This window comes from Afifella aestuarii, from assembly GCF_004023665.1.
Taxonomy (GTDB): domain Bacteria; phylum Pseudomonadota; class Alphaproteobacteria; order Rhizobiales; family Afifellaceae; genus Afifella; species Afifella aestuarii.
Window position 1 is genome coordinate 1,109,208 of sequence record NZ_SAUF01000002.1, and the last position, 24,231, is coordinate 1,133,438.

Annotated in this window: 23 protein-coding genes; 15 read left to right on the plus strand and 8 right to left on the minus strand. The window is 64.8% G+C overall.

Going from position 1 to position 24,231, the window contains the following annotated elements; all coding sequences use genetic code 11:
* Positions 1–192 precede the first annotated feature (192 nt).
* The 7 genes from EO094_RS13650 to EO094_RS13680 all read left to right on the plus strand — a co-directional run bounded on the left by EO094_RS13650 (position 193) and on the right by EO094_RS13680 (position 6,948).
* Entirely contained in the window at positions 193–681 is a 489-nt protein-coding gene (locus tag EO094_RS13650) for a hypothetical protein (protein WP_128292991.1), read from the plus strand.
* 5 nt (positions 682–686) lie between these two features.
* Entirely contained in the window at positions 687–1,715 is a 1,029-nt protein-coding gene (locus EO094_RS13655; RefSeq protein ID WP_128292993.1) for a MotA/TolQ/ExbB proton channel family protein, read from the plus strand.
* Between the two features lie 25 nt (positions 1,716–1,740).
* A complete protein-coding gene (locus EO094_RS13660) occupies positions 1,741–2,100 on the plus strand; it encodes an ExbD/TolR family protein (protein WP_164879661.1) in 360 nt (119 codons plus the stop codon).
* 11 nt (positions 2,101–2,111) lie between these two features.
* The gene (locus tag EO094_RS13665; protein WP_128292997.1) at positions 2,112–2,513 is read left to right on the plus strand and encodes an ExbD/TolR family protein; all 402 of its coding nucleotides are present in this window, start codon (positions 2,112–2,114) and stop codon (positions 2,511–2,513) included.
* Positions 2,510–3,538 carry an energy transducer TonB family protein gene (locus tag EO094_RS13670; protein WP_128292999.1) on the plus strand — a complete coding sequence of 343 codons (1,029 nt, stop codon included), beginning with the start codon at positions 2,510–2,512 and terminating at the stop codon, positions 3,536–3,538. The genes EO094_RS13665 and EO094_RS13670 overlap by 4 nt, the downstream gene beginning before the upstream one ends.
* A 226-nt stretch (positions 3,539–3,764) precedes the next feature.
* Positions 3,765–4,691, plus strand: coding sequence for a deoxyribose-phosphate aldolase (gene deoC, locus EO094_RS13675; protein ID WP_246008535.1), 927 nt, complete (start codon positions 3,765–3,767; stop codon positions 4,689–4,691).
* 10 nt (positions 4,692–4,701) lie between these two features.
* Positions 4,702–6,948 carry an aldehyde dehydrogenase family protein gene (locus EO094_RS13680; protein WP_128293004.1) on the plus strand — a complete coding sequence of 749 codons (2,247 nt, stop codon included), beginning with the start codon at positions 4,702–4,704 and terminating at the stop codon, positions 6,946–6,948.
* A 76-nt stretch (positions 6,949–7,024) separates the two neighbouring features.
* Here the strand turns inward: EO094_RS13680 and EO094_RS13685 are convergent, their stop codons facing one another.
* From EO094_RS13685 to EO094_RS18495, 3 genes are all read right to left on the minus strand, one after another.
* Positions 7,025–8,125 (minus strand): zinc-binding metallopeptidase family protein, encoded by a 1,101-nt coding sequence (locus EO094_RS13685; protein ID WP_128293006.1) that lies wholly within the window; start codon positions 8,123–8,125, stop codon positions 7,025–7,027.
* Between the two features lie 150 nt (positions 8,126–8,275).
* On the minus strand, positions 8,276–9,820 hold the full coding sequence (locus EO094_RS13690) for a GH3 family acyl-acid amido synthetase (RefSeq protein ID WP_128293008.1): 1,545 nt from the start codon (positions 9,818–9,820) through the stop codon (positions 8,276–8,278).
* A gap of 181 nt (positions 9,821–10,001) precedes the next feature.
* On the minus strand, positions 10,002–10,382 hold the full coding sequence (locus EO094_RS18495; protein ID WP_164879662.1) for a PRC-barrel domain-containing protein: 381 nt from the start codon (positions 10,380–10,382) through the stop codon (positions 10,002–10,004).
* Positions 10,383–10,661: 279 nt separating this feature from the next.
* Here EO094_RS18495 and EO094_RS13700 point away from each other — a divergent pair, with 279 nt between their 5' ends.
* On the plus strand, positions 10,662–11,834 hold the full coding sequence (locus tag EO094_RS13700) for an aminotransferase (RefSeq protein WP_128293012.1): 1,173 nt from the start codon (positions 10,662–10,664) through the stop codon (positions 11,832–11,834).
* Between the two features lie 8 nt (positions 11,835–11,842).
* On the opposite strand, the gene folP is transcribed toward EO094_RS13700, so the two are convergent.
* Entirely contained in the window at positions 11,843–12,625 is a 783-nt protein-coding gene (folP, locus tag EO094_RS13705; RefSeq protein ID WP_425455897.1) for a dihydropteroate synthase, read from the minus strand.
* Positions 12,626–12,855: 230 nt separating this feature from the next.
* Complete coding sequence (locus EO094_RS13710) at positions 12,856–13,944, minus strand: DUF2793 domain-containing protein (protein WP_164879663.1); 1,089 nt, start codon at positions 13,942–13,944, stop codon at positions 12,856–12,858.
* Positions 13,945–14,060: 116 nt separating this feature from the next.
* On the opposite strand from EO094_RS13710, the gene EO094_RS13715 reads away from it, so the two are divergent.
* Positions 14,061–14,921: an urea carboxylase-associated family protein gene (locus EO094_RS13715; protein WP_128293018.1), complete on the plus strand. Its 861-nt coding sequence runs from the start codon at positions 14,061–14,063 to the stop codon at positions 14,919–14,921.
* Between the two features lie 12 nt (positions 14,922–14,933).
* Here EO094_RS13715 and EO094_RS13720 read toward each other — a convergent pair whose 3' ends face one another.
* Positions 14,934–15,830 carry a LysR substrate-binding domain-containing protein gene (locus EO094_RS13720; RefSeq protein WP_128293020.1) on the minus strand — a complete coding sequence of 299 codons (897 nt, stop codon included), beginning with the start codon at positions 15,828–15,830 and terminating at the stop codon, positions 14,934–14,936.
* Between the two features lie 142 nt (positions 15,831–15,972).
* Between EO094_RS13720 and EO094_RS13725 the strand changes: the two genes are divergently transcribed.
* From EO094_RS13725 to EO094_RS13750, 6 genes are all read left to right on the plus strand, one after another.
* Positions 15,973–16,647, plus strand: a complete 675-nt coding sequence (locus EO094_RS13725) for an RraA family protein (RefSeq protein ID WP_164879664.1) — start codon at positions 15,973–15,975, stop codon at positions 16,645–16,647.
* A 26-nt stretch (positions 16,648–16,673) separates the two neighbouring features.
* Complete coding sequence (locus EO094_RS13730; RefSeq protein ID WP_164879665.1) at positions 16,674–17,630, plus strand: tripartite tricarboxylate transporter substrate binding protein; 957 nt, start codon at positions 16,674–16,676, stop codon at positions 17,628–17,630.
* Positions 17,631–17,652: 22 nt separating this feature from the next.
* Positions 17,653–18,114: a tripartite tricarboxylate transporter TctB family protein gene (locus EO094_RS13735; RefSeq protein WP_128293025.1), complete on the plus strand. Its 462-nt coding sequence runs from the start codon at positions 17,653–17,655 to the stop codon at positions 18,112–18,114.
* Positions 18,115–18,140: 26 nt separating this feature from the next.
* Positions 18,141–19,637: a tripartite tricarboxylate transporter permease gene (locus EO094_RS13740; protein ID WP_128293027.1), complete on the plus strand. Its 1,497-nt coding sequence runs from the start codon at positions 18,141–18,143 to the stop codon at positions 19,635–19,637.
* A 45-nt stretch (positions 19,638–19,682) separates the two neighbouring features.
* Complete coding sequence (locus EO094_RS13745) at positions 19,683–20,885, plus strand: pyridoxal phosphate-dependent aminotransferase (protein ID WP_128293029.1); 1,203 nt, start codon at positions 19,683–19,685, stop codon at positions 20,883–20,885.
* A gap of 403 nt (positions 20,886–21,288) precedes the next feature.
* Positions 21,289–21,885 carry a hypothetical protein gene (locus EO094_RS13750; RefSeq protein ID WP_128293031.1) on the plus strand — a complete coding sequence of 199 codons (597 nt, stop codon included), beginning with the start codon at positions 21,289–21,291 and terminating at the stop codon, positions 21,883–21,885.
* Between the two features lie 70 nt (positions 21,886–21,955).
* Here the strand turns inward: EO094_RS13750 and EO094_RS13755 are convergent, their stop codons facing one another.
* Positions 21,956–23,014, minus strand: coding sequence for a threonine aldolase family protein (locus EO094_RS13755; protein WP_128293033.1), 1,059 nt, complete (start codon positions 23,012–23,014; stop codon positions 21,956–21,958).
* Positions 23,011–24,228 (minus strand): aminotransferase class V-fold PLP-dependent enzyme, encoded by a 1,218-nt coding sequence (locus EO094_RS13760; RefSeq protein WP_128293035.1) that lies wholly within the window; start codon positions 24,226–24,228, stop codon positions 23,011–23,013. The genes EO094_RS13755 and EO094_RS13760 overlap by 4 nt, the downstream gene beginning before the upstream one ends.
* Between the last annotated feature and the right edge of the window lie 3 nt (positions 24,229–24,231).

Sequence of the window (24,231 nt, forward strand, 5' to 3'; positions counted from 1 at the left end):
CGGGCGAATGGGACTGGGCGTTGCGAAGCACGCGACTGCCTGTTTGCGAGCATCTTTGGATGAGCGATCCCTGCCGGGCGAAAGGTCCTGCCTCAAATTGTTGACCTTTATAGTCAACTTATGTAGCGCCTGAGGTTTAGCGGTCGGGGCCGAGCCTCGATCGGCCCGCGAGACGTTCTTGGAGAATTGCCGGTGTCGAAAACCACATGGTCGGGAATGCGGGTTGCGCTCGGTGCGGCTCTCATCTCTTTCGGGCTCGCCGGTTCGGCTTCCGCCGCCGACGGCGAGATCGGAGTGGAGCTCAACCGGCTGCAGCAGATGGAGACGACCTGCCGCCTGTCGCTCGTCTTCACCAATCGCCTCGACGTGACGATCGACCAGCTCGAACTCGAAACCGTGCTGTTCGATCCGGATGGGGGCGCCATGCGCTTTCTCGTCCTGAAATCGCAACCGCTCATCCCCGGCAAGATCCGCGTTTCGCAATATGATCTCGCTGACACGCAATGCAGCGGTGTCGGCTCGGTGCTGATCAACGACGTGGTCGGCTGCAAGGGCGAGGGTCTGGAACCGGCCACCTGTCTTAGGAAACTTGCACCGTCGAGCCGCACGGGTGCCGCATTGATCCTGACGGTTACCGATCAAGACAAGACCGCCACAGGCACGGCGGAGGCAACACAGTGAATGCGATGACGAACCCCGCAGATTTCGAAACCCCGATGCGCCTTGCTCAGGCGAATCCGGACGAGACCGTGTCGCCCGATGCAATGGCACCGTCCGGCGCAACGCCCGACGCGATGCCTCCGGCCGCTCAGGGGGGCGACGGCGGCGGGGCCGGCACCGAAGCGGCCTCTCCGGATATGCCGGCGCCGGATGCGGCCGCGCCGTCTGGAATCCCGGATGGCGCGAGCCCCGATGGGTTCAGTGCAGATCCTGGGACAGCGGCGCCGCCGATGGGAGCACCCGATGGTGCTCTGCCGGCGGATATGACGGGCGCCGGCGGCCATCATATTCTCGGTTTCGACCTCGACCGCGCGCTCGGCTTCCTCGATCTCGGCGGTCCGGTGGTGGCCATCCTGATCGTCCTGTCGATCGTGGCTCTCGCCATCATCATCCGCAAGCTCTTCGATATTCTGCCCTTGGCCGGCGGCCGGCGCGGCCGCGTTGCGGGTGCCGTGCGCGACTGGCGGCAGGGCGAGCGGCGCGAGGCCCTCGCCAAAGTGCGGAACCTCAACGGGCCGACGGCGACGGTGGTCGCAACGGCGATGGCGCTGTCGATGAAGCGGGTTGCGCCCTCCGTCCTGCGCGAAGAGGTGGAGCGGGTGGCGAACGAGGAGCTCTACCGTCTGCGCCGGCATTTGCGCGGGCTCGAGGCAATCGCGCAGGTGGCGCCGCTTCTCGGTCTCTTCGGCACCATTCTCGGCATGATCGAGGCCTTTCAGACGCTGCAGGGGGCGGGTTCCAATGTCGATCCGGCAATGCTCGCCGGCGGCATCTGGGTGGCGCTTCTGACGACGGCGGTTGGCCTTGCCGTCGCCATTCCGTGCAACCTTTCCCTCCATTGGTTCGAGGGCCGCATCGATCGGGAACGGCAGGCGATCGAGAACCTCGCCACCTCCGTTCTGACGACGGCAGAGGCGCGTCTGCATCTGGGCGAACGGGCGGGCGAGGAAGAGGCGCTCTCGGCGCATCTGACGGAGCCTGCTCATGCGCATTAGCGCCAGGTCGCCCCGCCACCGTGCCATGAGCATGACGCCTCTGATCGACGTCGTCTTTCTGCTGCTCCTGTTCTTCATGCTGGCCTCGACCTTCGCCCGCTTCGGCTCGGTCGATGTCACCCTGGCGCGCGAAACCGGCGCCACGTCGCGCCAGGCGGTGCCGATGCGCAATGTCCTGATCTCGGTCCGCGAAGACGGCTTTTACGCCGTCGATGGAGCACCGGTGGAGCTTGCGGCTCTCGGCGAGCGGCTGAAAGAGAAGGGCGGCGACGACGAAGCTCGGGTGATCGTGCGTGCCTCTACCGGTGCCGTCGCGCAGGACATCGTTTCGGCCGTCGATGCGGCGCGGCGGGCGGCGATCGGCCCGGTCCTTCTGGTGCATTGAGCGGGGCGGCGATGCGGCTCACCCAACCACGCAAATCCGCACCGGGCGATGACCTCGTCCCGCTCATCAATGTCGTCTTCCTGCTTCTGATCTTCTTCCTGCTCGCCGGGACGCTGATGCCGGCACCCTCCGCGCCGGTGGATTATGTGAGGGCGGGTGCCGAGCCGACGCCGTCGATCCCGGCCAATGCCGTCTATGTCGATGCGGAGGGCATCACCTATTTCGATGGCGAGCAGCTGACGGGCGAGGCCCTGCGCCAGCGCCTTGCAGCTGCCGAGCCCGGTGCCGGCAAGATCCCGCTGGTGCTCGACCGCAGCGTGACCATGGAGAGGCTGAAGCCTGTCTTCGATGATCTGACCGCGGCGGGACTCGCGAAGGTCGAACTGATGACCGTGCGAGGGAGCGCCCGGTGACGAAGGACCGGGTGGCCTGGATCGTCGCTGCTGTTGCCGCCGTCGCATTGCATGCGGCGGTTCTGGTCACGTTCACGGCCATGCCGGATTCCGCTCTCGACGGCGGGGCCGGCCAGCCCGAAGCGGTTGCCGGCATCGCCGAGGCGGACTTCTTCCAGATGATGAGCGACGTGAGCGCCAACGACGCGGAAAGCCCGAGCGACGTTGCCGACACGGGTGAGCCGCTCGATCCGGTGGAGGAGACGGAGGTCGTCGAAGCCGTTGCGCCGGAGACGCTGGAGGAGGTTGCCCCCGAAGAGGTGCCGGAGCCTCAAGACGAGGAACCGGCCGAGCCGCCCGCGCCGGAGGAGGCGGAGCGGGTGCCTCCAGAACAGGTTGTGCCGAGTGAGCCTGACGAGGTCGCGGAAGCGCTCCCGGCGAAGGACATGGAGCCGGTCGAAGAGGTGCTGCAGCCGGTGGACGAGGTGACGGAGATGACTGCGCTATCGCCGGAACCCGAGGTGGCGATGCCGCAGGCGCGGCCCGACAGCGTGCCGCAGGAGGTGCTGGAAGCCTATCGCGCCGAAAAGCAGGCCGAGCGCGAGGCCGCAGAACGGCGTGAACGCGAGCGCGCCGAGGCGGCAGCGCGCCGCCGTGCGGAGGCGCAAGAGGCTGCACGCCGGGATGCCGTTAGCCGTCGTCCGGCCCCGAGTGCCGGAGCGCGTGCCGGTGGCGGCGGCAGTCAGGCGCAGGGGCCGAGCCGACGCGCGGTGGCGACCTACAACAGCCGCATCTACGCCCATCTGGCGCGCTACAAGCGCTATCCTTCCGGCGGACGCAGCAACGGCACGGTGACCGTGCGCTTCACGATCTCCGCCTCGGGTGCGGCCGGCGGTGTGCGCCTCACGGGCTCCTCCGGCGACGCCGCGCTCGACCAGGCGGCCGTTGCCATGGTCAATCGGGCCTCACCCTTTCCGCGCATCCCGCCCGAGTTCGGGCGGAGCTCCATGACCTTTACCGTTCCCGTCAGCTATACGCGCCGCTAAGGTCGTCCGAGAATGATCAAGGCTGGCGAGAGCCGATAGGGGCTCGGCGCAGGCCCGACCCGCCTTATGTGGGCGCCTAACGCGGCTGTATCCGCGCAACCGGGAGCGAGAAATGTCTGAAGAGCGCGTCTTTCCGTTCGGCGCCCCTTTCGCCATCGGGCGCGTGCCCGCAGCGGGCGGCTCCGAAGGGATCGCGCCGACGCGGGATCATGCCCACAATCCGGGCATGCCGCTCAAGAACGACTGGTTCGAGGAGATGCGCATCAATGCCTCGGCCGTGGAGCGGCGAGCCGGTACGCTGGCGGGGCGTCGGGGGCTGAAAAAGGAATGGCGGGCGGCCTGGCTTTTGAAGGCGCTGATGGCGATCGATCTCACCACGTTGGCGGGTGACGACACGCCGGCGCGTGTGCGCCGTCTCTGCGCCAAGGCGCGGCGGCCGTTGCGGAGCGATCTCGTCGACGCGCTCGGGCTTGCCGACATGCCGACCGTCGCTGCCGTCTGTGTTTATCCGACCATGGTCGGCCCGGCTGTGAAGGCGTTGGAGGGCTCCGGCATTCCTGTCGCGTCCGTCGCCACAGGCTTTCCGTCCGGGCTGATGCCGCTGCCGCTCAGGCTTGAGGAAATCCGCTACGCCGTCTCGGAAGGCGCGAGCGAGATCGATATCGTGATCACCCGCGCCCATGTCTTCGCGCAGGATTGGCAGGCGCTCTACGACGAGGTGGCGGCGATGCGCGAGGCCTGTGGCGCCGCCCATATGAAGGCGATTCTGGCGACCGGCGATCTGAAGACGTTTCAGAATGTCTACAGCGCCTCCATGGTGGCGATGATGGCCGGTGCCGATTTCATCAAAACCTCGACCGGCAAGGAGGACGTGAACGCCACCCTGCCGGTTTCGCTCGTCATGGTGCGGGCGATCCGCGATTACCTGGAGCGCACGGGGGTGAAAATCGGCTTCAAGCCTGCGGGCGGGCTGAAGACGGCGAAGGACGCGCTCGCCTGGCAGATCCTGATGAAGGAAGAGCTCGGGCGGGAGTGGCTCGAACGCGATCTCTTCCGCATCGGCGCGAGCTCGCTTCTGGGAGACATCGAGCGGCAGATCGAACAATTCGTCACCGGGCGCCCTTCCTCTGCGACGCGCCATGCGGTGGGATGAGGAGACGAGGATGGCAGCGGTGACCGAGATCCTGGAGACGATGGATTACGGCCCGGCGCGCGAGAGCGACGCGGCCGTGCGTGACTGGCTCGCTCGCCACGAAGGCGCGTTTGGGCCGTTGATCGATGGCGGCTTTCACGCAGCCGCGGACAGCGAGCGCCTGACCGTGCGCAATCCCGCAACAGGCGAGGTGCTGGCGCAGGTGGCAGCCGGAGGGGCGGCGGAGATTGCAGCTGCGGTCGGCGCGGCCAAAACCGCCTTCGAGGCCTGGTCGGCGCTGCCCGGTCATCGGCGCGCCCGCCATCTTTATGCGCTGGCGAGGCGACTTGAGAAGCGGGCGGCCTTCTTCGCAGTGCTCATCTCGCTCGAGACGGGACGGCCGCTCCGCGACAGCCGCGATATCGATCTGCCGCTCGCGATCCAGCATTTCGAGCATGCTGCGGGATGGGGGGAGCTCGTCGAAAGCGAGTTTGCTGGCTATTGCCCGCTCGGGGTCTGTGGCGAGATCAGCGCCCGCGCGGGCGGGCTCTCGGTGCTTGCGGGAAAAATCGCGTCGGCACTCGCCGCCGGAAACAGCCTCGTCGTTGTCCCGCCTGAGCGTGCGCCGCTCTCCGCGCTCGCCCTCGCCGAGGTCGTGGCAGAGGCCGGACTTCCGAGTGGTGTCGTCAACATCGTCACGGGTGAGGCGGCGGGCGCGGCATTGGTTGCCCACGAGAATATCGCGCGGATCGGTTTTACCGGGCCGGTGGCGCGCGGCCGCGAGATCCGCAAGGCGCTGGCCGGCACCGGCAAGGAGCTCGCCCTGGACCTTGGTACGACGACACCCTTCCTCGTTTTCGCGGATGCCGATCTCGATGCGGCCGTGGAAAGCCTCGTCGACGGGAGTTTTCTGAGCGAGGGGCACAGCTGCTGTGCCGGTATGCGGCTTCTCGTCCAGGAAGGCGTGGCCGAGCGGCTTCACACAAAGCTGAAGCGGCGCATGGCGAAGCTGCAAATCGGTGATCCGCTGGAGATCTCGACCGATTGCGGACCGCTCGCCGACGATGCCGATCTCACCCGTCTCACCGGGCTGGTGGCGATGGCTGGCGCCGAGGGGGCGGAGGTCTGGCAGGCGGACGCCAACATCCCGGGAGAAGGCCGCTTTTTCCCGCCGACGCTCTTGAGCGATGTGGCACCGGCCATGGGCGTGGCGGAGGCGGAGATCGCAGGCCCGATCATCCGCTCCACCACCTTCCGCACGCCGGATGAGGCGCTGAAGCTCGCCAACCATTCCCGCTATGGCCGCGCCGCGGCGGTCTTCTCCGAGAATGCCGGCCTGGCTCTCGAGATGGCGACGAAGCTTCAGACGTCCGTCGTCTGGGTGAATGGAACGAACTTTTTCGATGCGGCCGTCGGTGTCGGTGGCGTCAAGGAAAGCGGCTTCGGTCGTGATGGCGGTCGCGAAGGGTTTTCGGGCTATTTGAAACCGGCATGGCCGAGGGGGAGCATCCCCGCCGATTTGCCCAAGACCGATCTGTCCGCCGTTTCCAAAACCAAGGATATCAACGGCGCTGTCGATGCCGCGGCCAAAGCCGCTGGCTGGGCGGCGATGAGCGGCCATCAGCGGGGGCAGCGGCTCTATCGCCTTGCCGAAACACTGGAAGCGCGTGCGAGCGAACTTGCGGCGCGGCCGGGCGCCGCGAACGGCGGAAGCGCCGAGGCCGCGGCCGAAGAAGTGGCGTTTTCGGCCGCGCGCATCGCCTATTACGCGGCGTGGGCCGATAGATTTGACGGCGCCGTGCATTCCACGCGGGCGCGTCATCTGACAATCGCTATCCAAGAGCCGCTGGGCGTGATGGGTATTTTGTGCCCGCCGCAGGCGCCGGTCTTGGGGCTCGTCTCGCTGGTGGCGCCGGCGATCGCGATGGGCAATCGCGTCGTCGTCGTTCCCTCGGAGGCGGCACCGCTCGCAGCGCTGGATTTTTCACAAGCGCTTGCGGCGTGCGGCGTGCCGGCAGGCGTCGTCAACATCGTCACGGGCGATCCTCTTGATATTTCGGCAACACTTGGCGGGCATGATGATGTCGCCGCATGCTGGCACTTTGCAGGCCCCGACGGACTTGCCGATTTCGAGCGCGAGGCCGCGGGCAATCTCAAGGTGATCTGGTCTGTCGATGGCCGCCGGATCGACTGGCGCGATGCCGGGGAGGGCCAGGGACGCGACTATCTCGTCCATGCGACACAGGTGAAAAATATCTGGATGCCTTACGGGGCCTAGCGTCGGCTCTTGAATCAGTTTCTTAAGAAAGCGGGGCGCGCCTCACGATCTTGGCTCAAGATCTGCAAATCTCTCGTTAACCTTCTGATAACCATGAGGTTTGTCGGGCGGCCTCTCCAGCCCGCCCATGCACGAGATCGTGGATGAAGCCGAGCTTGCCGATGACCGTGGGCGACAGCACGAACGGGTAGAGATCCTGCAGGCCCATCGCCCGATTGAAGGCGTTGAGGGCTGCGGTAACGGCATGGCCGGCCTCCATGATCGCGCCGATGCCGACATCATCGGCGAAGACATCGAGATCGACTTTCACCGTCAAATGCCCGTCGGCGTCGACTGAGGGCGCCGTCGATATCCCCCAATTGTGGGCGGTCTCGACCGTGTCGACCAGATGGAAATAATGCGCCCAGGTCTCGGCGAAATCCTCCCAGGGATGGGCACCCGCATAGGCGGAGACGAACTCGTCCTGCCACCCCGGATGCGGCCCGCTCGCGTAATGCGTCTTGAGCGCGTCGCCGTAGTCGGCACGGTCATCGCCGAAGATCGCGCGACAGGCCTCGAGCGCCTGGCCGTCGCGCACCAGCCGATCCCAGTACCAGTGCCCGACCTCATGGCGGAAATGGCCGAGAAGCGTGCGATAGGGCTCGCCCATGGCGATGCGGCGGCGTTCGCGTTCGGCATCGTCGGCCTCGGCGAGTGCGATGGTAATCTCGCCGTTGTCGTGGCCGGTCATCACCGGAGCACCGGCCTGCGGCGCATCGGCGAGGAAGGCGAAGCCGAGGCCTTCGGCATGCTCGCCGCGCGTCAGGAGCGGCAGGCGAAGGCGCATCGCCGTATAGATCATGCGGTGCTTGGCGGCCTCCATGCGCCGCCACAGTGCGCGATTTTCCGGCGCCGAAAGATCAGGGACGGTGAGATTGTGGCGGCAGGCGGCGCAGAATGTCTCGCCGCTGTCGGCAGGGATGAGCCAGTTGCAGACGTCGAAAGCGGCGTTGGCGCAGTAAGTCCAGCGCCCCTTTGGCGCGCCGTCACCGATCGCCTCGAAATGCCCGCCGCGGTCATCGAGTGCCAGCATGGCGTTGGAACGAGGTTCGTAGCCGAGGGCGGAACGGCAGCGCTCGCAGATGGTGTTTTCGAAGAAGAGGATCTGCGAACAGACGGGGCAGGAGAAGAGCTTCATCGTCAGGGACCTGGATTGCGGGCGCGTGCGAGCTCCGCCGGATCGCAATCGACGCCCGGCTCGCTTTGGAGGCTGGTTCGCAATGAATGCCCGGCTCGCCATGAATGGACGAGCGCCGTAGTGGTTCCCCTCCGGCGGATCTCCGAGCGCTCAGCGCCGGTGGGCGACCTTGCTCTCGCGGGCGAGGCCGACGAGGCTCGTCAGGATTTCCGGGTCGTTGATGATGCGCGGCACCTTGTTCTGACCGCCGAACCTGCCGCGGCGGCGCATCCATTCCGCGAAGGTGCCGGGGGCGACCGCGATCACCTCCGGCGCGTCCATGCCGAACCCGCCCTGGCGGTGTGAATCGTAATCGTCGTTGTTCAAAATGAGCGTGTAATCGAACTCGGCTGCGAAGCTCTCAAGCTCGGTCTCGGACGGCTGGCGGCCGCGGAATTCGATCACGTAGACGTGGCGGCCGCGCGAGGCATTGCCGCGCGAGGGGAAAACCGGACCGACGGAGTATTCGCTGATCTGCAATCCGGCATTGGCCGCGGCGCCGAGGAGGGCCTTGGCGATTTCTTCGGGCGTCAGATGCTCGCCGAAGGCCGACAGGTATTCCGAAATGCGTCCCGTGACTTTGATGCGCGGCGGATCGAGCGAGACGAGGCGAACCGTATCGCCGAGGATATAGGCCCAAAGCCCCGCATTGTTGGAAAGAACGAGCGCATAATTGCGCCCGATCTCGGCGTTCCCGATCCAGTACCGTGTGGGATCGGGTCGCCCAAGCTCCTCCACTGGCACGAACTCGAAGAAGAGACCGTTGTCGAGGAAGAGGCGCAGACCGTCTTCCGGGGCTTCATCGGCAAGTGCGATAAAACCTTCGCTTGCCGGATAGACCTCGCGCAGCTCCGCATGGCTGCCCTCCATCCATTCGGCAAAGGCTTCCCGGTAAGGGCCAAAATCCACGCCGCCATGGCTGACGAGCTCAAGGCCCGGATAGATGTCGACAAGCCGCCTCTTGCCGGTGATCTTGGCGAGCTCCTCAAAGAAGAGAAGCATCCAGCTCGGGATGCTGGCGATGCTGCGGATCGGCTCCGACAGCGAAGCGCGCGCCATCGCCTCGGCCTTGTGCGCCCAGTCGGTTTCGCGCGCCAAGTCCGGATCGGGAAAGACGAAGCTTGCCAGAAGCGGCGGTACTTCGAGGCGGGCGATGCCGGAGAGATCGCCGCTCACGACACCACTGCCATGGTCTTCGAGGGCCGTCGTGCCGCCAAGCACGAAATTTTTGCCGGCCATGACGCGGCTCTGCGGCCGGTGGGCGACGTGATGGACGAGAAGATCGACGGCGGCGCGGTTGTTGGAGCGCGCCATCTGGTGGCTGATCGGGATATATTTGACGCGCCCCGCCGACGTTCCGGACGTCACGGCGAGGTTTGCGATCTGGTCGGGCCAGGTCAGGCCTTTGAGAACGGGGAAGGCGGCCTGCCAGTATTCGGCCCAGAAATCCTCATAGCGGCGGAGCGGCACACGGGCTTGAAAATCCTCAACCGACCGGATCTCGTCAAAGCCGTGGGCCTGACCGAAACGCGTCTCGCGGGCATGACGCGTGAGCGCGAGCAATTGCCGGCTCTGGACCTCGTGCGGGTGTTGCCGCGAAAGCTGGGAAAGACGGTGGCGCGCGTAGATGCGCAAAAGGGGAGTGGCGTCGAGCATTGCTGCGCGCTGCTTACAGCCGGCCGCAGCCAGAGTGTACCCGAAATTTGCCTGGGCGTTGCCTTCGCCGAGACATATGCCCGCTTTCTCGGCCGCTCACGCGTCGATTGGGAGCAGCCGGCCTGCAGCTCCGCGGCGGACCCATCGCCGCCACGGAGCCAGATCATGGCCTATTGCAGGCTTATTTGGACCATTCGTCGAGTGACTCGATCTGGTCCTTCGTCATGTTGATGATGATCTTGTCGTTGTGGATGCGGGCGTCGGTCAGCGGGATGACGACATTGCGCTGGCCTATCCCGAGGAAGCCGCCGACATCGGTGACGACCGCCATGGAGGATCCGTCGCCGGAGGCGAGAATCTCATCCACGTCGCCGATCTCCTCACCGTCCTGGCCCACGATCTCCATGTCGTCGAGATCGCCGACCGTGTAGGTCGGGGGATCGACCGGGATGTTGACGGCCATATCTTCGTCGTCGACCTCGACCCAGGCGCCTTGCGCGAAAGCGATGCCCGTCGCCAGCAAGAAGGCGGCTGAGGACATGGCGGCGAGTTTGATTCTCATGAATGGTTCTCCACGGGTGTCGGGCTTTGCCCTTCGAATGATACTGGGACGAACGGTCGGGACGCGCTTTTGTTCAATGCCAGGAGCGCGGATCTCTGCGGCTGAGGGGCGCATCCCGGTTATGGAACGGCTCAGCCTCTGATCGAGCGGCCCGCATCCCCTCGCGCCAAAAGTGCGGCGCGGGCGCTCTTTCTTGATCAGCCTCAGGCAATTAGAAGGAGCGATGCGCTGCCGGCGGGGATCCCGTCGTCTTCTCCTTTGCAGCCAGGCGGACAATCAATGGCAAATTCCATCTTCGGTGCGCTCGACACCACCATCTTCGAAACCATGTCGCGCATGGCGGCCGAGGCCGGCGCGATCAATCTCGGTCAGGGATTCCCGGAAGGGCTTGAGCCGGAGGAGGTGATCGAGGCTGCAATCGCCGCCCTGCGCTCAGGTCCGCACCAATATCCACCGATGGCCGGTCTGCCGGCTCTGCGTCAGGCGGTGGCGGAAAATGCCAGGCGTTTTCTCGGCCTCGACGTCGACTGGGAAAAGGAGGTTCTCGTCACCTCCGGCGCCACGGAGGCGCTGGCCGACGCTTTTTTCGGGCTTCTGGAGCCGGGCGACGAGGTGATCGTCTTCGAGCCCGCCTATGACAGCTATCAGCCGATCATCCGCCGGGCCGGCGCCGTGCCGGTGCCGGTGCGCATCACCCCGCCGGATTGGCGGCTGCCGTTTGAGCGCCTCGAAGCCGCGATCACGCCGAAGACACGGGCCTTCATTCTCAACACGCCGTGGAACCCGATCGGGCGGATCCTGGGTGAGGAGGAGTTGCGCTTCCTCGCCGATCTCATGCTGAAACACGATCTCGTGGCGATCTGCGACGAGGTCTACGAGCATCTCGTCTTCGACGGCCGGCAGCACCGCACGCTCTTTGCCCTGCCGGAGGTGCGTGACCGCGTGGTGCGCATCGGCTCCGCCGGCAAGACGTTTTCGGTGACCGGCTGGAAGGTCGGCTACATCACCGCCTGCGAGGTGCTGTTGAAGCCGATCATGCGGGCGCATCAATTCATAACGTTTACGACGCCGCCGGCGCTGCAAGCGGCCGTTGCCTTCGGGCTCAATCTGCCGGACGCCTATTTCGACGGGCTGCGTGCCGATCTTCAGGGGCGCCGCGATCTTCTGGTCGGTGGTTTGCGCGCTGCCGGTTTCGAGGTCGAGAATGTTGAGGCGACCTATTTTGCCATTGCGGCGACCGGCGAGGCGGAGCCCGACGATGTCGCCTTCTGTCGGGCGATGACCTTCGAGGCGGGCGTGACGGCGGTGCCGCTCTCCGCCTTCTACGGCAAGGGCGATATGCGCTCGCATATCCGTTTCTGCTTCGCCAAGCGCGAGGAAACTTTGCGCGCGGCCGTCGAACGGATCGTCGCCTGGCGGGAGAAGCGGGAAAGGCTGGCCGCCGTCGGCTAGGTCATTTCCTAGCTGTTGGTGTTGGCACCGCGAATGGCGGCGGCGATGCGCATCGCCGCCACATGCTCCGCCACATCGTGGACGCGCACGATCGCAGCACCCGCGAGCGCCGCCACGACATTTGTGGCAAGCGTTCCGGCGAGACGGTCGGTCTCCTCGGCACCCGCGACTTTGGCGATAAAGGATTTGCGCGACGTGCCGGCAAGGAGCGGCAGGCCGAGCGTTTCCAGTTCGCCGAAGCGGGCGAGAAGCTGAAAGTTCTGCTCTGGCGATTTGCCGAAGCCGAATCCCGGATCGAGAACGAGCCGGTCTTCGGCGACGCCTGCCTCGTGAGCCACGTCCAGGGCACGCCGGAAGAAGGCGATACAGCCCGCGACCGGATCGATCTCCATCGGCTTGGCCGATCCGAACACTCCCTGATTGTGCATGGCAATGACGCCGGCGCCGGTGCGTGCGGCGACCTCGGCCATCTCCGGATCGCCGAGAAGGCCGCGCACATCGTTGAGGATTTGCGCGCCGGCCGAGACTGCGGCTCTGGCGACTTCGGCCTTCATGGTGTCGACGGAAACGAGAATGCTGTTTGCGGTCAGGGCCTCGATGACGGGGAGGATGCGTCGGATCTCTTCGTCGGCCGCGACCGGCTCGGCATTGGCGCGGGTCGATTCCCCGCCGACGTCGAGAATCGCCGCGCCTTGGTCGTGAAGTCGGAGCCCGTGCTCGATCGCGGCTTCGGTGCGAAAGAACTGCCCGCCGTCGGAGAAGGAATCGGGCGTCACGTTGACGATGCCCATGACGATCGGCACCCGCGCATCCCCCGCCTCGCGCCAGGATCTGAGGAGGCTCGCAAAGCCGTCCCCGACACCATCGGTGAAGGGCTGGGCGCGCGCGGACGAGGCAGAGTGTATCATTTGTGTGATGGTACACTCAGCCGGCGTGCAGGCAAGACATCGTGCCGCGGGTCTTGGCGATTTCCCGCGCCAGCGAGCTTCCGCGAGGGAGGCTCTCCCTGCCGCGTGGTGGTTCAGGGAAGCCGCGTCCCCCAGAAGAAATTCTCATTGGCGAGGATACGTCCGGCTGTGCCGGTCGGAAAAATCTTCGGGCTGACCGTATCGCCGACGGCAAGCTTAAGGAGGGCGCTCACCTGCACCTGGGTCTCGCCGGAGACGAGGGCGGCATCACCCGTCGTGCCGATCGTGTCGGCGGCCGGTGACGTGCCGTTGACGGAGAGCCCGACTTGCAGCTTCGAGGGCGTGCCCGCACCGGCCTCGAACGTGCCTGCGAGCCCGAAGAGATAAATCCCGTCGCTCGCAGCCGTGAAGGTCAGGACGTTGCTCGCGATGATGGCGGCGAGCTGATCGTTGTGGCGGAAATTGTTGAAGAGCATGTCCCGCCAGGCGCCCGCCGCATAATTCTGGCCGTAGTTCAGGTACGCGCTGAAACGGGCATTCGCCGGCATGGTGACGGCGCCGCTTTCGCGATCGAGGACGAGGCCGGTGTGATAGGTCGACCCGTCAGGTGAGACTTTCAGGGTGAAATCGTCTGAGCCCAAAAGACCGAAGAGGGCCCGGGCCGAATAATCGCTCTGGAAGGTGAAGCCGGCATCGCCCCCTGCAGCCGCTTTGTTGAGGGCAACGCGCATGTCGCCGCTGCCCGGGGTCACATCGTCGTGGCTGAAGAGAACGGCATCGGATTTGACGGCGAGGCGGTTGCTCGTCTCCGAACCGGTATTGATGCCGAGACAGGGCAGGGTCTCCGGCGGTTCGGCAGTGAGCGCCACCCACGCAACGCCGTCGAAGACGAGCGGCAGCATCTCGTCGATCGACAGCGCGAGGAAGCCGGGCTTCGGCGTGTAGAATGTCCACGCGCCATCCTGGAACGCGGCGATGTCGTTGTCGTGGCCGGACCAGTCGCCACCTGCCGATCCGGCTCCCGGCGCGGCAACGATAAAGCGGGTTCCGGGAACCGGTTCGGCTGGCGGGGCGGTGAGGTCGCGGCGCGTGATGGCGAGCTGCACCAGCGTATCGAGTATCCGGAGCGCTTCGTTGTGCGTGACATGCTTCTGCGCCTGTGCGGAAAGGATCGTCGGAAGGGAGAGATTTTCTGTGTCCATCGTCGCCATCCCTGGGTTGGCCTGAAACCGAAGGACGTCCAAGCTAATCGCGGTGGATGCGCCGGGGATAAGTCGACAAACTCGGAGCGCGTGAACCCTCTGAGGATGAGGATGCAATGAAGCCGAACGAGCCAGAGCATGACGCGCCGGCTGATGCCGTCGCGCGCCGGGATGTCGAACCCGTCGTCTGCTATCCGACGGCGACGTTGCCTCCGGTCGATCTCAAGGCCTATCGCGCCGCGCGGGACGGCTGGACAAAAATCTCAGAAACGCTGGTGCCGCCGCGCGATGCCCGCACATTCACCGTGCTGGCCGGGCATTTCTTCCGCATCGTTTCGGTGGAAGGCCCGCAGGTCGGCGATCTCAACCTCTGGCATGAGGGAGACCTCGCCGAGCGCTTCTATTCCGGCAAGACGCGCGCACTCCACGGCACGCATCTGTCGACCGGAGATCGGCTGTGGTCATGCCTGCCGTTTCTGCGGCCGATGGCGACGATCACCGATGATACGCTCGACTGGTACGGCTTCGACCGCTTCGGCGGGTCCGTCCATGATGTCATCGGCACGCGCTGTGATCCTTATACGAACCGGCTTTTGTCCGGCGGCGACTATCATTTCTGCTGCCATTCCAATCTTACCCGTGCGCTCGCGCAAGCGGCGGGGATCGATCTGGACGAGGCGGAGCGGCATGTGCACGACGTCCTCAACGTCTTCATGTGCACGGGCTTTGCGCGCGACACCGGGCAGTATTTCATGAAGGCGACGCCGGTGCGGCCTGGCGATTATCTGGAGTTTTTCGCCGAGATCGATCTGCTGGGCGCGCTTTCCGCCTGTCCGGGCGGCGATTGTTCGAGCGAGCATTCGAGCGATGCCGCGACCTGCCATCCGCTTCTTGTCGAAGTCTACGAACCCGCGAATGAGCCGCATGGGTGGCGGCCAGCCGAGCCGAACGCCTACAGCCGACGTCACGGCATGTGAGGCGCTGCCGCCTCATAAGCTCCCGGGTGCATGCGTCTGCAGCGAGCGGCGCAGCGTCTGCACGAATTCGATGGCGAGCTTCGAGCGGATGCGGTGCCTCGGCCATAGCGTCCAGACATTGAGATAGACCGGCGGCGTGAGAGGCCGTGCGACGACCGCATCGCCGAAGGCGAGCGGCGTGAACGGATCGACGATGGTCGTGCCGAGCCCGTTGGCGACGAAGGCGCAGGCGCTGTCGGAATGGCGCGTTTCGATCTGATCGTGACGCCCGACGCCGAGATCTGAAAACATCTTTTCGATGGCGAGGCGCTCCGGATCGAAAGCGTCGAGCGAGATGAACGGCTCGTTTCGCAGATCGTAAAGACGGATGCGCTCCGCAGAAGCGAGACGATGACCGGCCGGCATCACGCAGACCCGTTCAAGGCGATGGAGATGTTCCGTTTCGATCGCGGCATCGTCGGATTGCAGGATCGAGATGCCGACATCGATTTGCTGCGCCGCCGCGGCGAGAATCACCTGGCGCGACGCGGTTCCCTGCAGCGAGAGTTTCACGCCCCCGCGATCATGCAGAAAGCTCGACAGAACGCGCGGCAGATAGCGGGAGGCAAGCGCCGGAAACGAGGCGATCGCCAGATGGCCCGCCACCCGATCGCGGATATTCGACGAGGCGCGCTTGATCTCGTCGATGCCGACAAAGACGCGCTCGGTGGTCTGATGCAGCTGGCGGGCTTCCGGTGTCGGCGTGATGCGCCCGGCGCTGCGGGTGAAGAGGGGATAGCCGCAGGAGGCTTCCAGGGCCGCGATCGTCTTCGTGACGCCCGGTTGTGAGATGTTGAGCGCCGCCGCAGCGCCGGTCATCGAACCGGCCTCGATCACCGCACGGAAGACCTCGATCTGCCGAAAGTTCATGAATGCATCCAATAACTACAGGTTATCGGAGCATGGGAAGACGATATTTGCAAGCAGCCCGAACACTATTTCAGGATGGAATTACGCTAATAATGAGGAGCAAAGACGCTCCCATGACGATGTGAGAGGCGATAACCGGAAAATGACGGAAAGCAGCTGGACCGAAGTGGAAATCCTGGAGCGCCTGCGCAATGTCGAGTCGGGCGCGGTCACCGACGCCCTCGTTCGTCTCGGCCTGAGCGGCTGGATGGACGGCGTCCTCCCGCTCGGCGAGGCGAACCGACTGGTCGGGCGGGCCCGCACCGTCAAATACGCTCCGAAGACCGGCGCGACCAAAGCCAAGACCAACATCTATTCCGCCATCCGCAGCACGCCTGAGGGGCGTATTCTCGTGCTCGATACAGGTTGTGCCAACACCTGGATCCTGGGTGAGAACGTGGCTCATGCAGCCTTCTTCCAGGGGCTCGGCGGCATCGTTTCCGATTCTCTGGCGCGTGACGCGACCCTCATCCGCGAAATGGATTTCCCGGTCTTCACGCGCGGTATCTCGGCCCGCCCCCCGGCCATCGTTCTCGTCGATGTCGACGTTCCGGTGGAATGCGCCGGCGCGCGCGTCTGCCCCGGTGATTATCTCGTCGCCGATGCCGATGGTGTCGTCGTCATTCCGCAGGATTTCATCGACGTTGTTCTGGTCGAGATCGAGGATATCGAACAGCTCGAGCGAGATCAGGAAGCTGCGCTCGCCTCCCAAGCCCCGCTGGAAGTGATCGAAGATCTCCTCCGGCGCAAAAAGATCCGCAAAAGCGGTCGTCCATGAGCATATTCAAGAGGAAAGGAACTCTTATGCACCTCAAGTCCAGTCTGGCGGCCTTGGCCCTCGCGGCCTCCTCGCTCGCCATTTTCGCCTCTCCGTCCTATGCGGAATATCCGGAGAAGCCGGTCGAGATGATCGTGCCTTACGGCGCGGGCGGCAGCACCGACGTTCTCGCACGTCTCATCGCCGAGTATGGCGAGAAGTATCTCGGCCAGCCGATGGTGGTCGTGAACCGGCCGGGCGCCGGCGGCCAGATCGGCTTTGCCGCAATCGCCAGCGCCAAGCCCGACGGCTACACGATCGGCTGGATCAATTCCGGCATTCTGACGAGCCCGATCGTGCGTCCTGATGTGACCTTCAACATCGACACCTTCGATTACGTCGCCAATATCGTGACCGATCCGGGTGTGCTCGCGGTGGCCGGCACCTCAGATTACGCCTCCCTCGAGGATTTCCTTGCGGCGGCGAAGGAAAAGACGCTCACCGTCAGCCACGAAGGCGTTGGTGGCGGCGATCATCTGGCGGTTCTGCAGCTGGAAAGTGAAGCCGACGTCGAATTCAATCTGGTTGCCTTCAACGGCGATGCCGAAGCCAAAGCCGCGCTTATGGGCGGCCATATCGATGCCATCGAAGGCAACGTCTCCGAGCAGGTGGAACTCGTCGAGGACGGTCAGCTGAAGCCGCTCGTCGTGTGGGATTCCAAGCGCAATGCGGATCTGCCGGATACCCCGACCGGCAAGGAACTCGGCTACAACATCGTCGCCTCTTCTTCACGCGGCCTCGGCGCACCGAAGGGCATGGACGAGGATGCGCTCACCAAGCTGCGGGATGCGATGGTCAAGGTGACCGAAGATCCTGATTTTCAGGCTGACCTGAAGAAGCTCAACATGCCTCTCGACGTCCTGGTGGGTGACGATTATCGCGCCTTCATGCAGGAGCAGGACGAGGGCTATAAGAAGCTCTGGGCCGAAAGCCCGTGGCAGTAAGCTCCTGGCGATTTCAGGCGCAATGAAACGCGATACATGGATAGCGATCGCCGTCATGGCGATCGCAGCCTTCGCCGCCTGGGACGTCTACGGCCTCAAGCGGGGCGCGGCGCTCTTCCCTCTGTTGATGAGCGCTGCGCTCTTTCTGGGCGGTGCCGTTCTCTTCGTCTCGAGCCTGCGTCCGCGCAAGGTGACGGGCGAGGTTACCGAGGAAGGCTCTGAACCCGACGAAGCGCCGAAACGCGTCTGGTTGCCGCTCGTGGAAGTCGTGGTCCTGACGGGAGTGTTCGCCGTCGCGATGCCGTGGATCGGCTTCTATCCGGCGACCTTTCTCTATCTCGCCGTCTTCTTCGCGCTTCGCTCGGAGTTGAGCCGACCGGCGGGACTTGCCGTGGCCGTTGCCATGACCGGGCTGATCTTCGTCATTTTCTCGCTGCTTCTCGCGGTTCCGACGCCGGTTGGTCCGCTCGCCGCTTATCTTTAATCCCTGATCCTGACGGAACTGAGCGTATGGAAGCGATCCTCGCGGCAGCCGCCAATATTTTCGACCCGTCGACCCTGCTGGTCCTGGCGATCGGCACCGTGGTCGGGCTGTTCGTAGGCGCGTTGCCGGGCCTGTCTTCCACGATGGGCGTCGCGCTCTGCATTCCCATCACCTTCGGCATGGACCCGGCGAACGCGCTCGTGCTCCTTGGAGCGATCTATACGAGCTCGGTCTTTGGCGGTTCGATTACCGCCATTTTGTTGCGCACGCCCGGCACCGACGCCTCCATTGCCACGACCTTCGACGGTTATCCGATGGCCCAGCGCGGGGAGGGGGCACAGGCGATCGGTATGGCGCTGGTTGCCTCCCTCGTCGGCGGCGTGTTCTCCGTCTGCGTCCTTCTTTTCGTGGCGCCGCCACTGTCGCGTCTGGCGCTCCTCTTCGGGCCGCAGGAATACGTCTATCTGACGATCTTCGGGATGATCTCGATCCTCGGCGTCTCGGGTGGCAATCCCACGAAAGCCTTCATCAGCGCCGCTTTGGGGCTGTTGCTGGCGACGGTCGGCTTCGATCTTTTCACCGGATATCCGCGGCTCACCTTCGGCCAGGACGAACTCTTCGAAGGCGTGCCGCTGCTTCCGGCCCTCATTGGCATCTTCTCCGTCTCGCAGGCGATCTCGCTATGCACGGGCGAGGCCGATATCGGCGCCGGCAATATGATCAAGACGAAGGGCCGGACTTTGCCCGCCTGGTCGGTCATCCGGCGCTGCGGACGCACGCTCTTCAAATCCTCCCTCATCGGCTCCGCGATCGGCATTCTCCCGGGAGCCGGCACCAGCGTCGCCGCCTTCATCAGCTACGACGAGGCGCGCCGGCGCTCCAAGACGCCGGAAGCCTTCGGCAAGGGTGAAATCGAGGGCGTCGCGGCACCCGAGGCAGCCAACAACGCCGTGACTGGCGGCTCGCTCGTGCCGGCGCTGACCCTCGGCATTCCGGGCAACGCCGTCACCGCGGTCTTCATCGGCGGGCTGACCATCCATGGTCTCGTGCCGGGGCCGCGGCTTTTCACCGATCACGCAGAGATCGTCTACACGCTGATCTTGTCGCTCTTCCTGGCGAACCTCGCCTTCGCGGCCTTGGGCTTGTTCGCGGCGCCCTGGGTGGCACGCGTCGTCAAGGTGCCGAGCGCCGTGCTCGGACCGACGATCATCGTCTTCAGCGTCATCGGCTCCTATGCGCTGCGCAACAGTCTCTTCGATGTCTGGCTGGTGCTCGGCTTCGGCGTCCTCGGCTATTTCATGGAGCGCTGGCGTATTCCTGGCGCGCCGCTCGTCATCGCGCTCGTGCTCGGTCCGATCCTGGAGACCAACCTTCGTCGTTCGCTGCAGATCTCCGGCGGCGACTGGATGATCTTTTTCACGAGCCCACTCTCCTACGCGATCATGGCGCTGATCGTCTTGACGCTCGCCTATCCGATTTTCGCACGCCGACAGCAGAGAAAGCGCGAGCAAGACGCAAGCTAGCGCTCTCCCCGTCGCCTTTCTTTTCCAAGCATCCAGAGAGAATCCATGAACAAGATTTCTTCTCGTATGGCAGCCGTTCTGCCTTCGGCGAGCAGCGCCGCCTCCGCCCGTGCGCGTGAGCTTAAGGCGGCTGGCCGCGACATCATCAATCTTTCGGTGGGCGAGCCGGATTTCGATACGCCCGAGCATATCGTCCGCGCGGCGAGCGCGGCGATGGCCTCCGGCAAAACGCGTTACACGAATGTCGATGGCACGCCTGAGCTGAAGGCCGCCGTCATCCGCAAGTTCAAGGACGAGAACGGGCTCGATTTCGCGGCCAATCAGATCGTTGTCGGGACCGGCGCCAAGCAGGTGATCTTCAACGTGCTTCTGGCGACGCTCGATGCCGGCGACGAGGTCATCATCCCGGCGCCGCATTGGGTCTCCTATCCCGACATGGTCCGGATCGCAGAAGGCACGCCCGTCGTCGTCGAATGTCGGGCGGAAGACGGCTTCAAGCTGTCCGCCGAAACGCTAAAAGCCGCGATCACCGAAAAGACCCGCTGGCTCGTTCTCAACTCGCCCTGCAACCCGACCGGCGCGGTCTATGGCGAGGCCGATCTGCGAGCGCTCGCCGATGTGCTTCTGGACCATCCCCAGGTCGGCGTTTTGAGCGACGACATTTACGAGCACATCGTTTTTGGCGAGACGTCGTTCCGTTCGATTGCGGCCGTGGAGCCGCGGCTTTTGGAGCGCACGGTTGCCGTCAACGGCGTCTCCAAGGCCTATTGCATGACCGGCTGGCGGCTCGGCTATGGCGGGGGCCCGGCCGAGGTGATGCGCGAAGTGCGCAAGCTGCAGTCGCAAAGCACCTCCTGCGCCTCTTCGATCAGCCAGGCTGGAGCGCTCGCGGCGCTCGAAGGCCCGCAAGATCATCTCGAGAGCCACCGCACCGTCTATCGCCGGCGCCGCGACCTCGTTCTGCCGAAACTGGTCGAAGCCGGCCTCACCTGCGAGGCGCCCGACGGTGCGTTTTATATTCTCGCCGGGTGCCAGAAATTCCTCGGCATGACCTCTGCGGCTGGCACAAAAATCGAGACCGATGCCGACTTCACTCGCGTCATCCTGGAAGAGGGTGAGGTAGCGATGGTTCCGGGCTCGGCCTTTGGGGCGCCTGGTTATGTGCGGCTGAGCTTTGCCGTTGATGACGACAGGCTGATGGAAGCAGCGAGCCGTATTGCCCGCACCTGCGCAGCGCTTCGCTCCTGAAGCAAGGTCCTGAGAAGATGTCGGAGGGGCCTCTTTTCATCCTCTCCGGTGTTCTCGAAGAGGTTGGCGCGGGTTGGTTCGTCGAGACGAGCGGTGTTGCCCCCACAGACGCCCTGTCCCGACATGGCCCGCGCCGACGCCGGCCTTCTCGTCGAGAGGCTGGCTGCCCGCTTTCGTTTCCTCCACGCCCCATTGTTGCTGACGAACTGCCCAAACCGGAACGTCTCAGAGACGAACTCTCCCGGTTGGAAGGGCGACGCTAAGACCGACTGAATACGATGAGCGGCCGTGTTATCCCTCAGGGGACAAACACATGTGGCAAGCGCCGCCTGGTCCGTACCTTTGCAACCGCATCCGCAGCAAGACGGATCGGCTCCCGCTTTCGCTCAACGATGGAGGCGTCATGCCTGCGCAAAATCTTCGATTGAACCCGCTTCGCCGGCGCTGCGCCTATCTGGCTTGCGCCATGCTGGCAATTGCGGGCCTCAGCGGCACTGCGCGGGCCCAGTCGGCGGAGGCGACGGTGGAGTTCCTGCTGGCCGGGGTGCGGCCGGGCGGCGAGACGAAGCGTGTCGTCGATGAGGATGAGGCCGTGCGTACCGTCACGCCGACGGCCAAGGAAGGCGTTTGGCGCTTCGAATACTCACGCTCTTTTGGCGCCGACAAGACCTATACGATGTCGCTTGATTACGAGCTCAAGCAGGTCACGGCCTGCCGCTACGACCTCAAGATCCGTGGCAACGACACCGTCGTGACGATGAAGTATGATTTTTCCGGCGCGCACGATCTTGAGGTGCGCCATGATGAGAACCCGACGCCGCCGGGTATGATTTCAATCGATGTCGTGGGCGCGGATGTTGAGCGCTGCGAGCCGCAGAAGGGGCATGCTTGCGAGCATTTTGACGGCAACCGCTTCGGTTATGTCGCGGCAAGCGAAGACGAGATCCGGCAGGCTTTCGCGCATTTCCAGGAGAATTACTGCCCGAAAAGCCCGTTCTAGGAACCGCCCGCGCCTCCTACTGCAACAGCAGCGCGAGCGGGTTTTTGAACGAGCTGCCTCCGCACGCGGTTCAGGCAGCCATGCCTTGAACGATCTCGACGAAAGCCTCTGCGGCCCGCTTCACGCCGTCGCGTGTCACGTCGAGATGCGTGACGACACGCATGCGGTGCGGGCCTTCGACGCCGATGCGCATGCCTTTCTCCTGCAGTTTTGCGCCGATCGTGCCGGCGTCGAGCCGCTCACCGAGCTCCAGAAACAGGATATTGGTGACGACGTTTTCCGGTGAGAGGGTCACGCCGTCGAGGCCGCGCACGGTGTCGGCGAAGAGCCTTGCATTGGCATGGTCTTCGGCGAGGCGATCGACATTGTGGTCGAGGGCGTAGAGCCCGGCCGCGGCGAGGATTCCGGACTGGCGCATGGCACCGCCGAGCCGGTGCTTCCAATGCCAGGCTTCCGCGATGAAGTCCTTTGATCCGGCGAGGACGCCGCCCACCGGACAACCGAGGCCTTTGGACAGATCGATCCAGGCGCTGTCGAAGCCGGCGGTGAAAGCCTTCGCAGGCGTGTTGGCGGCGACGACGGCGTTGAAGAGGCGCGCGCCGTCCATATGGACGGCAAGCGAATGCTCGCGGGCGAGCGCGACGATGGCGGCAAGCTCGTCGACGGGCCAGACCGCACCGCCGCCCCGGTTTGTCGTCTGCTCGACTGCCACCACCCGGCTGCGCGGACGGCGCATCCGCGGCGCGCGAATATGCGCCGCCACGGCGGCCGCATCGAAGATGCCGTTCGGCGTGGCGATGGTGTGGAATTGCGCGCCAGCAAGCGCAGAAGCGCCGGCCCCTTCCGAGCCGAAGACATGGGCGCTTTCAGCCGCGATGATCTCGTCACCCGGCCGGCAGTGGACGAGGAAGGCGATCTGGTTGCACATCGTTCCAGACGGCAGAAAGAGCGCGTCTTCCATGCCGAGAAGGTCGGCGATCCGTTCGCAAAGCTGAAGGACCGTCGGGTCCTCGCCGCGCTGCTCGTCTCCCGTTTCAGCCGCCATCATCCGGGCAAGCATGTCGCGGCTCGGGCGGGTGGATGTGTCGGAGACGAGGTCGATGGCGATCGAGGATGTCGCAGAAGTCATTGTCTGGCTTGGCTCAAATGGTGCTGGAGGCGGTCGAACAGGCGCGCGACGTCCTCCTCGTTGTTGTAGAAATGCGCGGCGGCGCGCAGATGCCCGTCTTTCGCGGCAACGCGGATGCCATCCTCGGCAAGCTCCGCCTCTATCCGTTCGGCTGAAACGCCGCCAAGATCGAGGCTGACGATCCCGGCGCGTTCATTCCAGGGCCGGGGCGTGCGCACTTCGACGCCGATGCGGTCGGCCCCCTCGATGATGAGGTCGGTGAGCGCGTGCACCCGTTCTTCGATCGCATGGAGGCCGATGGCGGCGATGAATTCCGCCGAGCGACGCTGAATGGCGAGCCCGAGAAAGTTCGGATTGCCATATTCGAAACGGTGCGCATCCGGCGCATAGACGGGATCGGCAACCGTGCGGTCGAGTGTGTCGAAAGAGTATTTTGCTGCAAAGGGGGGCAGGAAACGGTTGAGTGCCCGCGGCGCCACATACATGAGCCCGGCACCGGTGACGCTCATTTGTGCCTTGTGCCCGCCGGCGGCGACGACATCCGCACCGAAATCGTCGAGCCGTCGATCGAGGACGCCGAGCCCCTGGATCGCATCGACGACGAAGAGGATGTCCTGCGCCCGGCAGAATGCCGACAAGGCGTCGAGGTCGGCGCGCTGGCCTAGACCGTAGGCCACCCACGCGACTGAAAGGATGCGGGTGCGTGCATCGACGGCGGCCGTGAGGGCTTCCGTCGTGACCATGCCGGAGGGGTCGGCGGGGACGATGCGCACCTCGATGCCGCGATGGGCGAGCGGGCGCCAGGGAAAGGTGTTGTTCTCGTGTTCGGCCTCGGAGATGACGAGATTGTCGCCGTCGCGCCAGTCGAAGCCCTGCGCCACGATATTGATCGCTTCGGAGGTGTTTTTGACGAGCGCGACCGTCTCGGGGGCTGCCCCGAAAGTCGCAGCAACCTGGCGACGCGTCGCCTCCACACCGTCCATGGAAAAGGAATGGCGGCCTGCCTCGGAGGAGGCGATGTCGGCGAACCATTCATACGCAGCCTCTTCGGCCAAGGCCGGCAGCAGCGCTTTGCGAGCGATATCGAGGTAGGCAATCTTCTCGGTCGCCGGGAAGAGCCCGCGGATTTTCCGCCAGTTCGGCGTGCCGTCGGCAAGAAGAAGGGGCGAGGGGTGCTCGCCGACGAGGCCGGCTTCGGCTTTCGGATCGTTCATTGA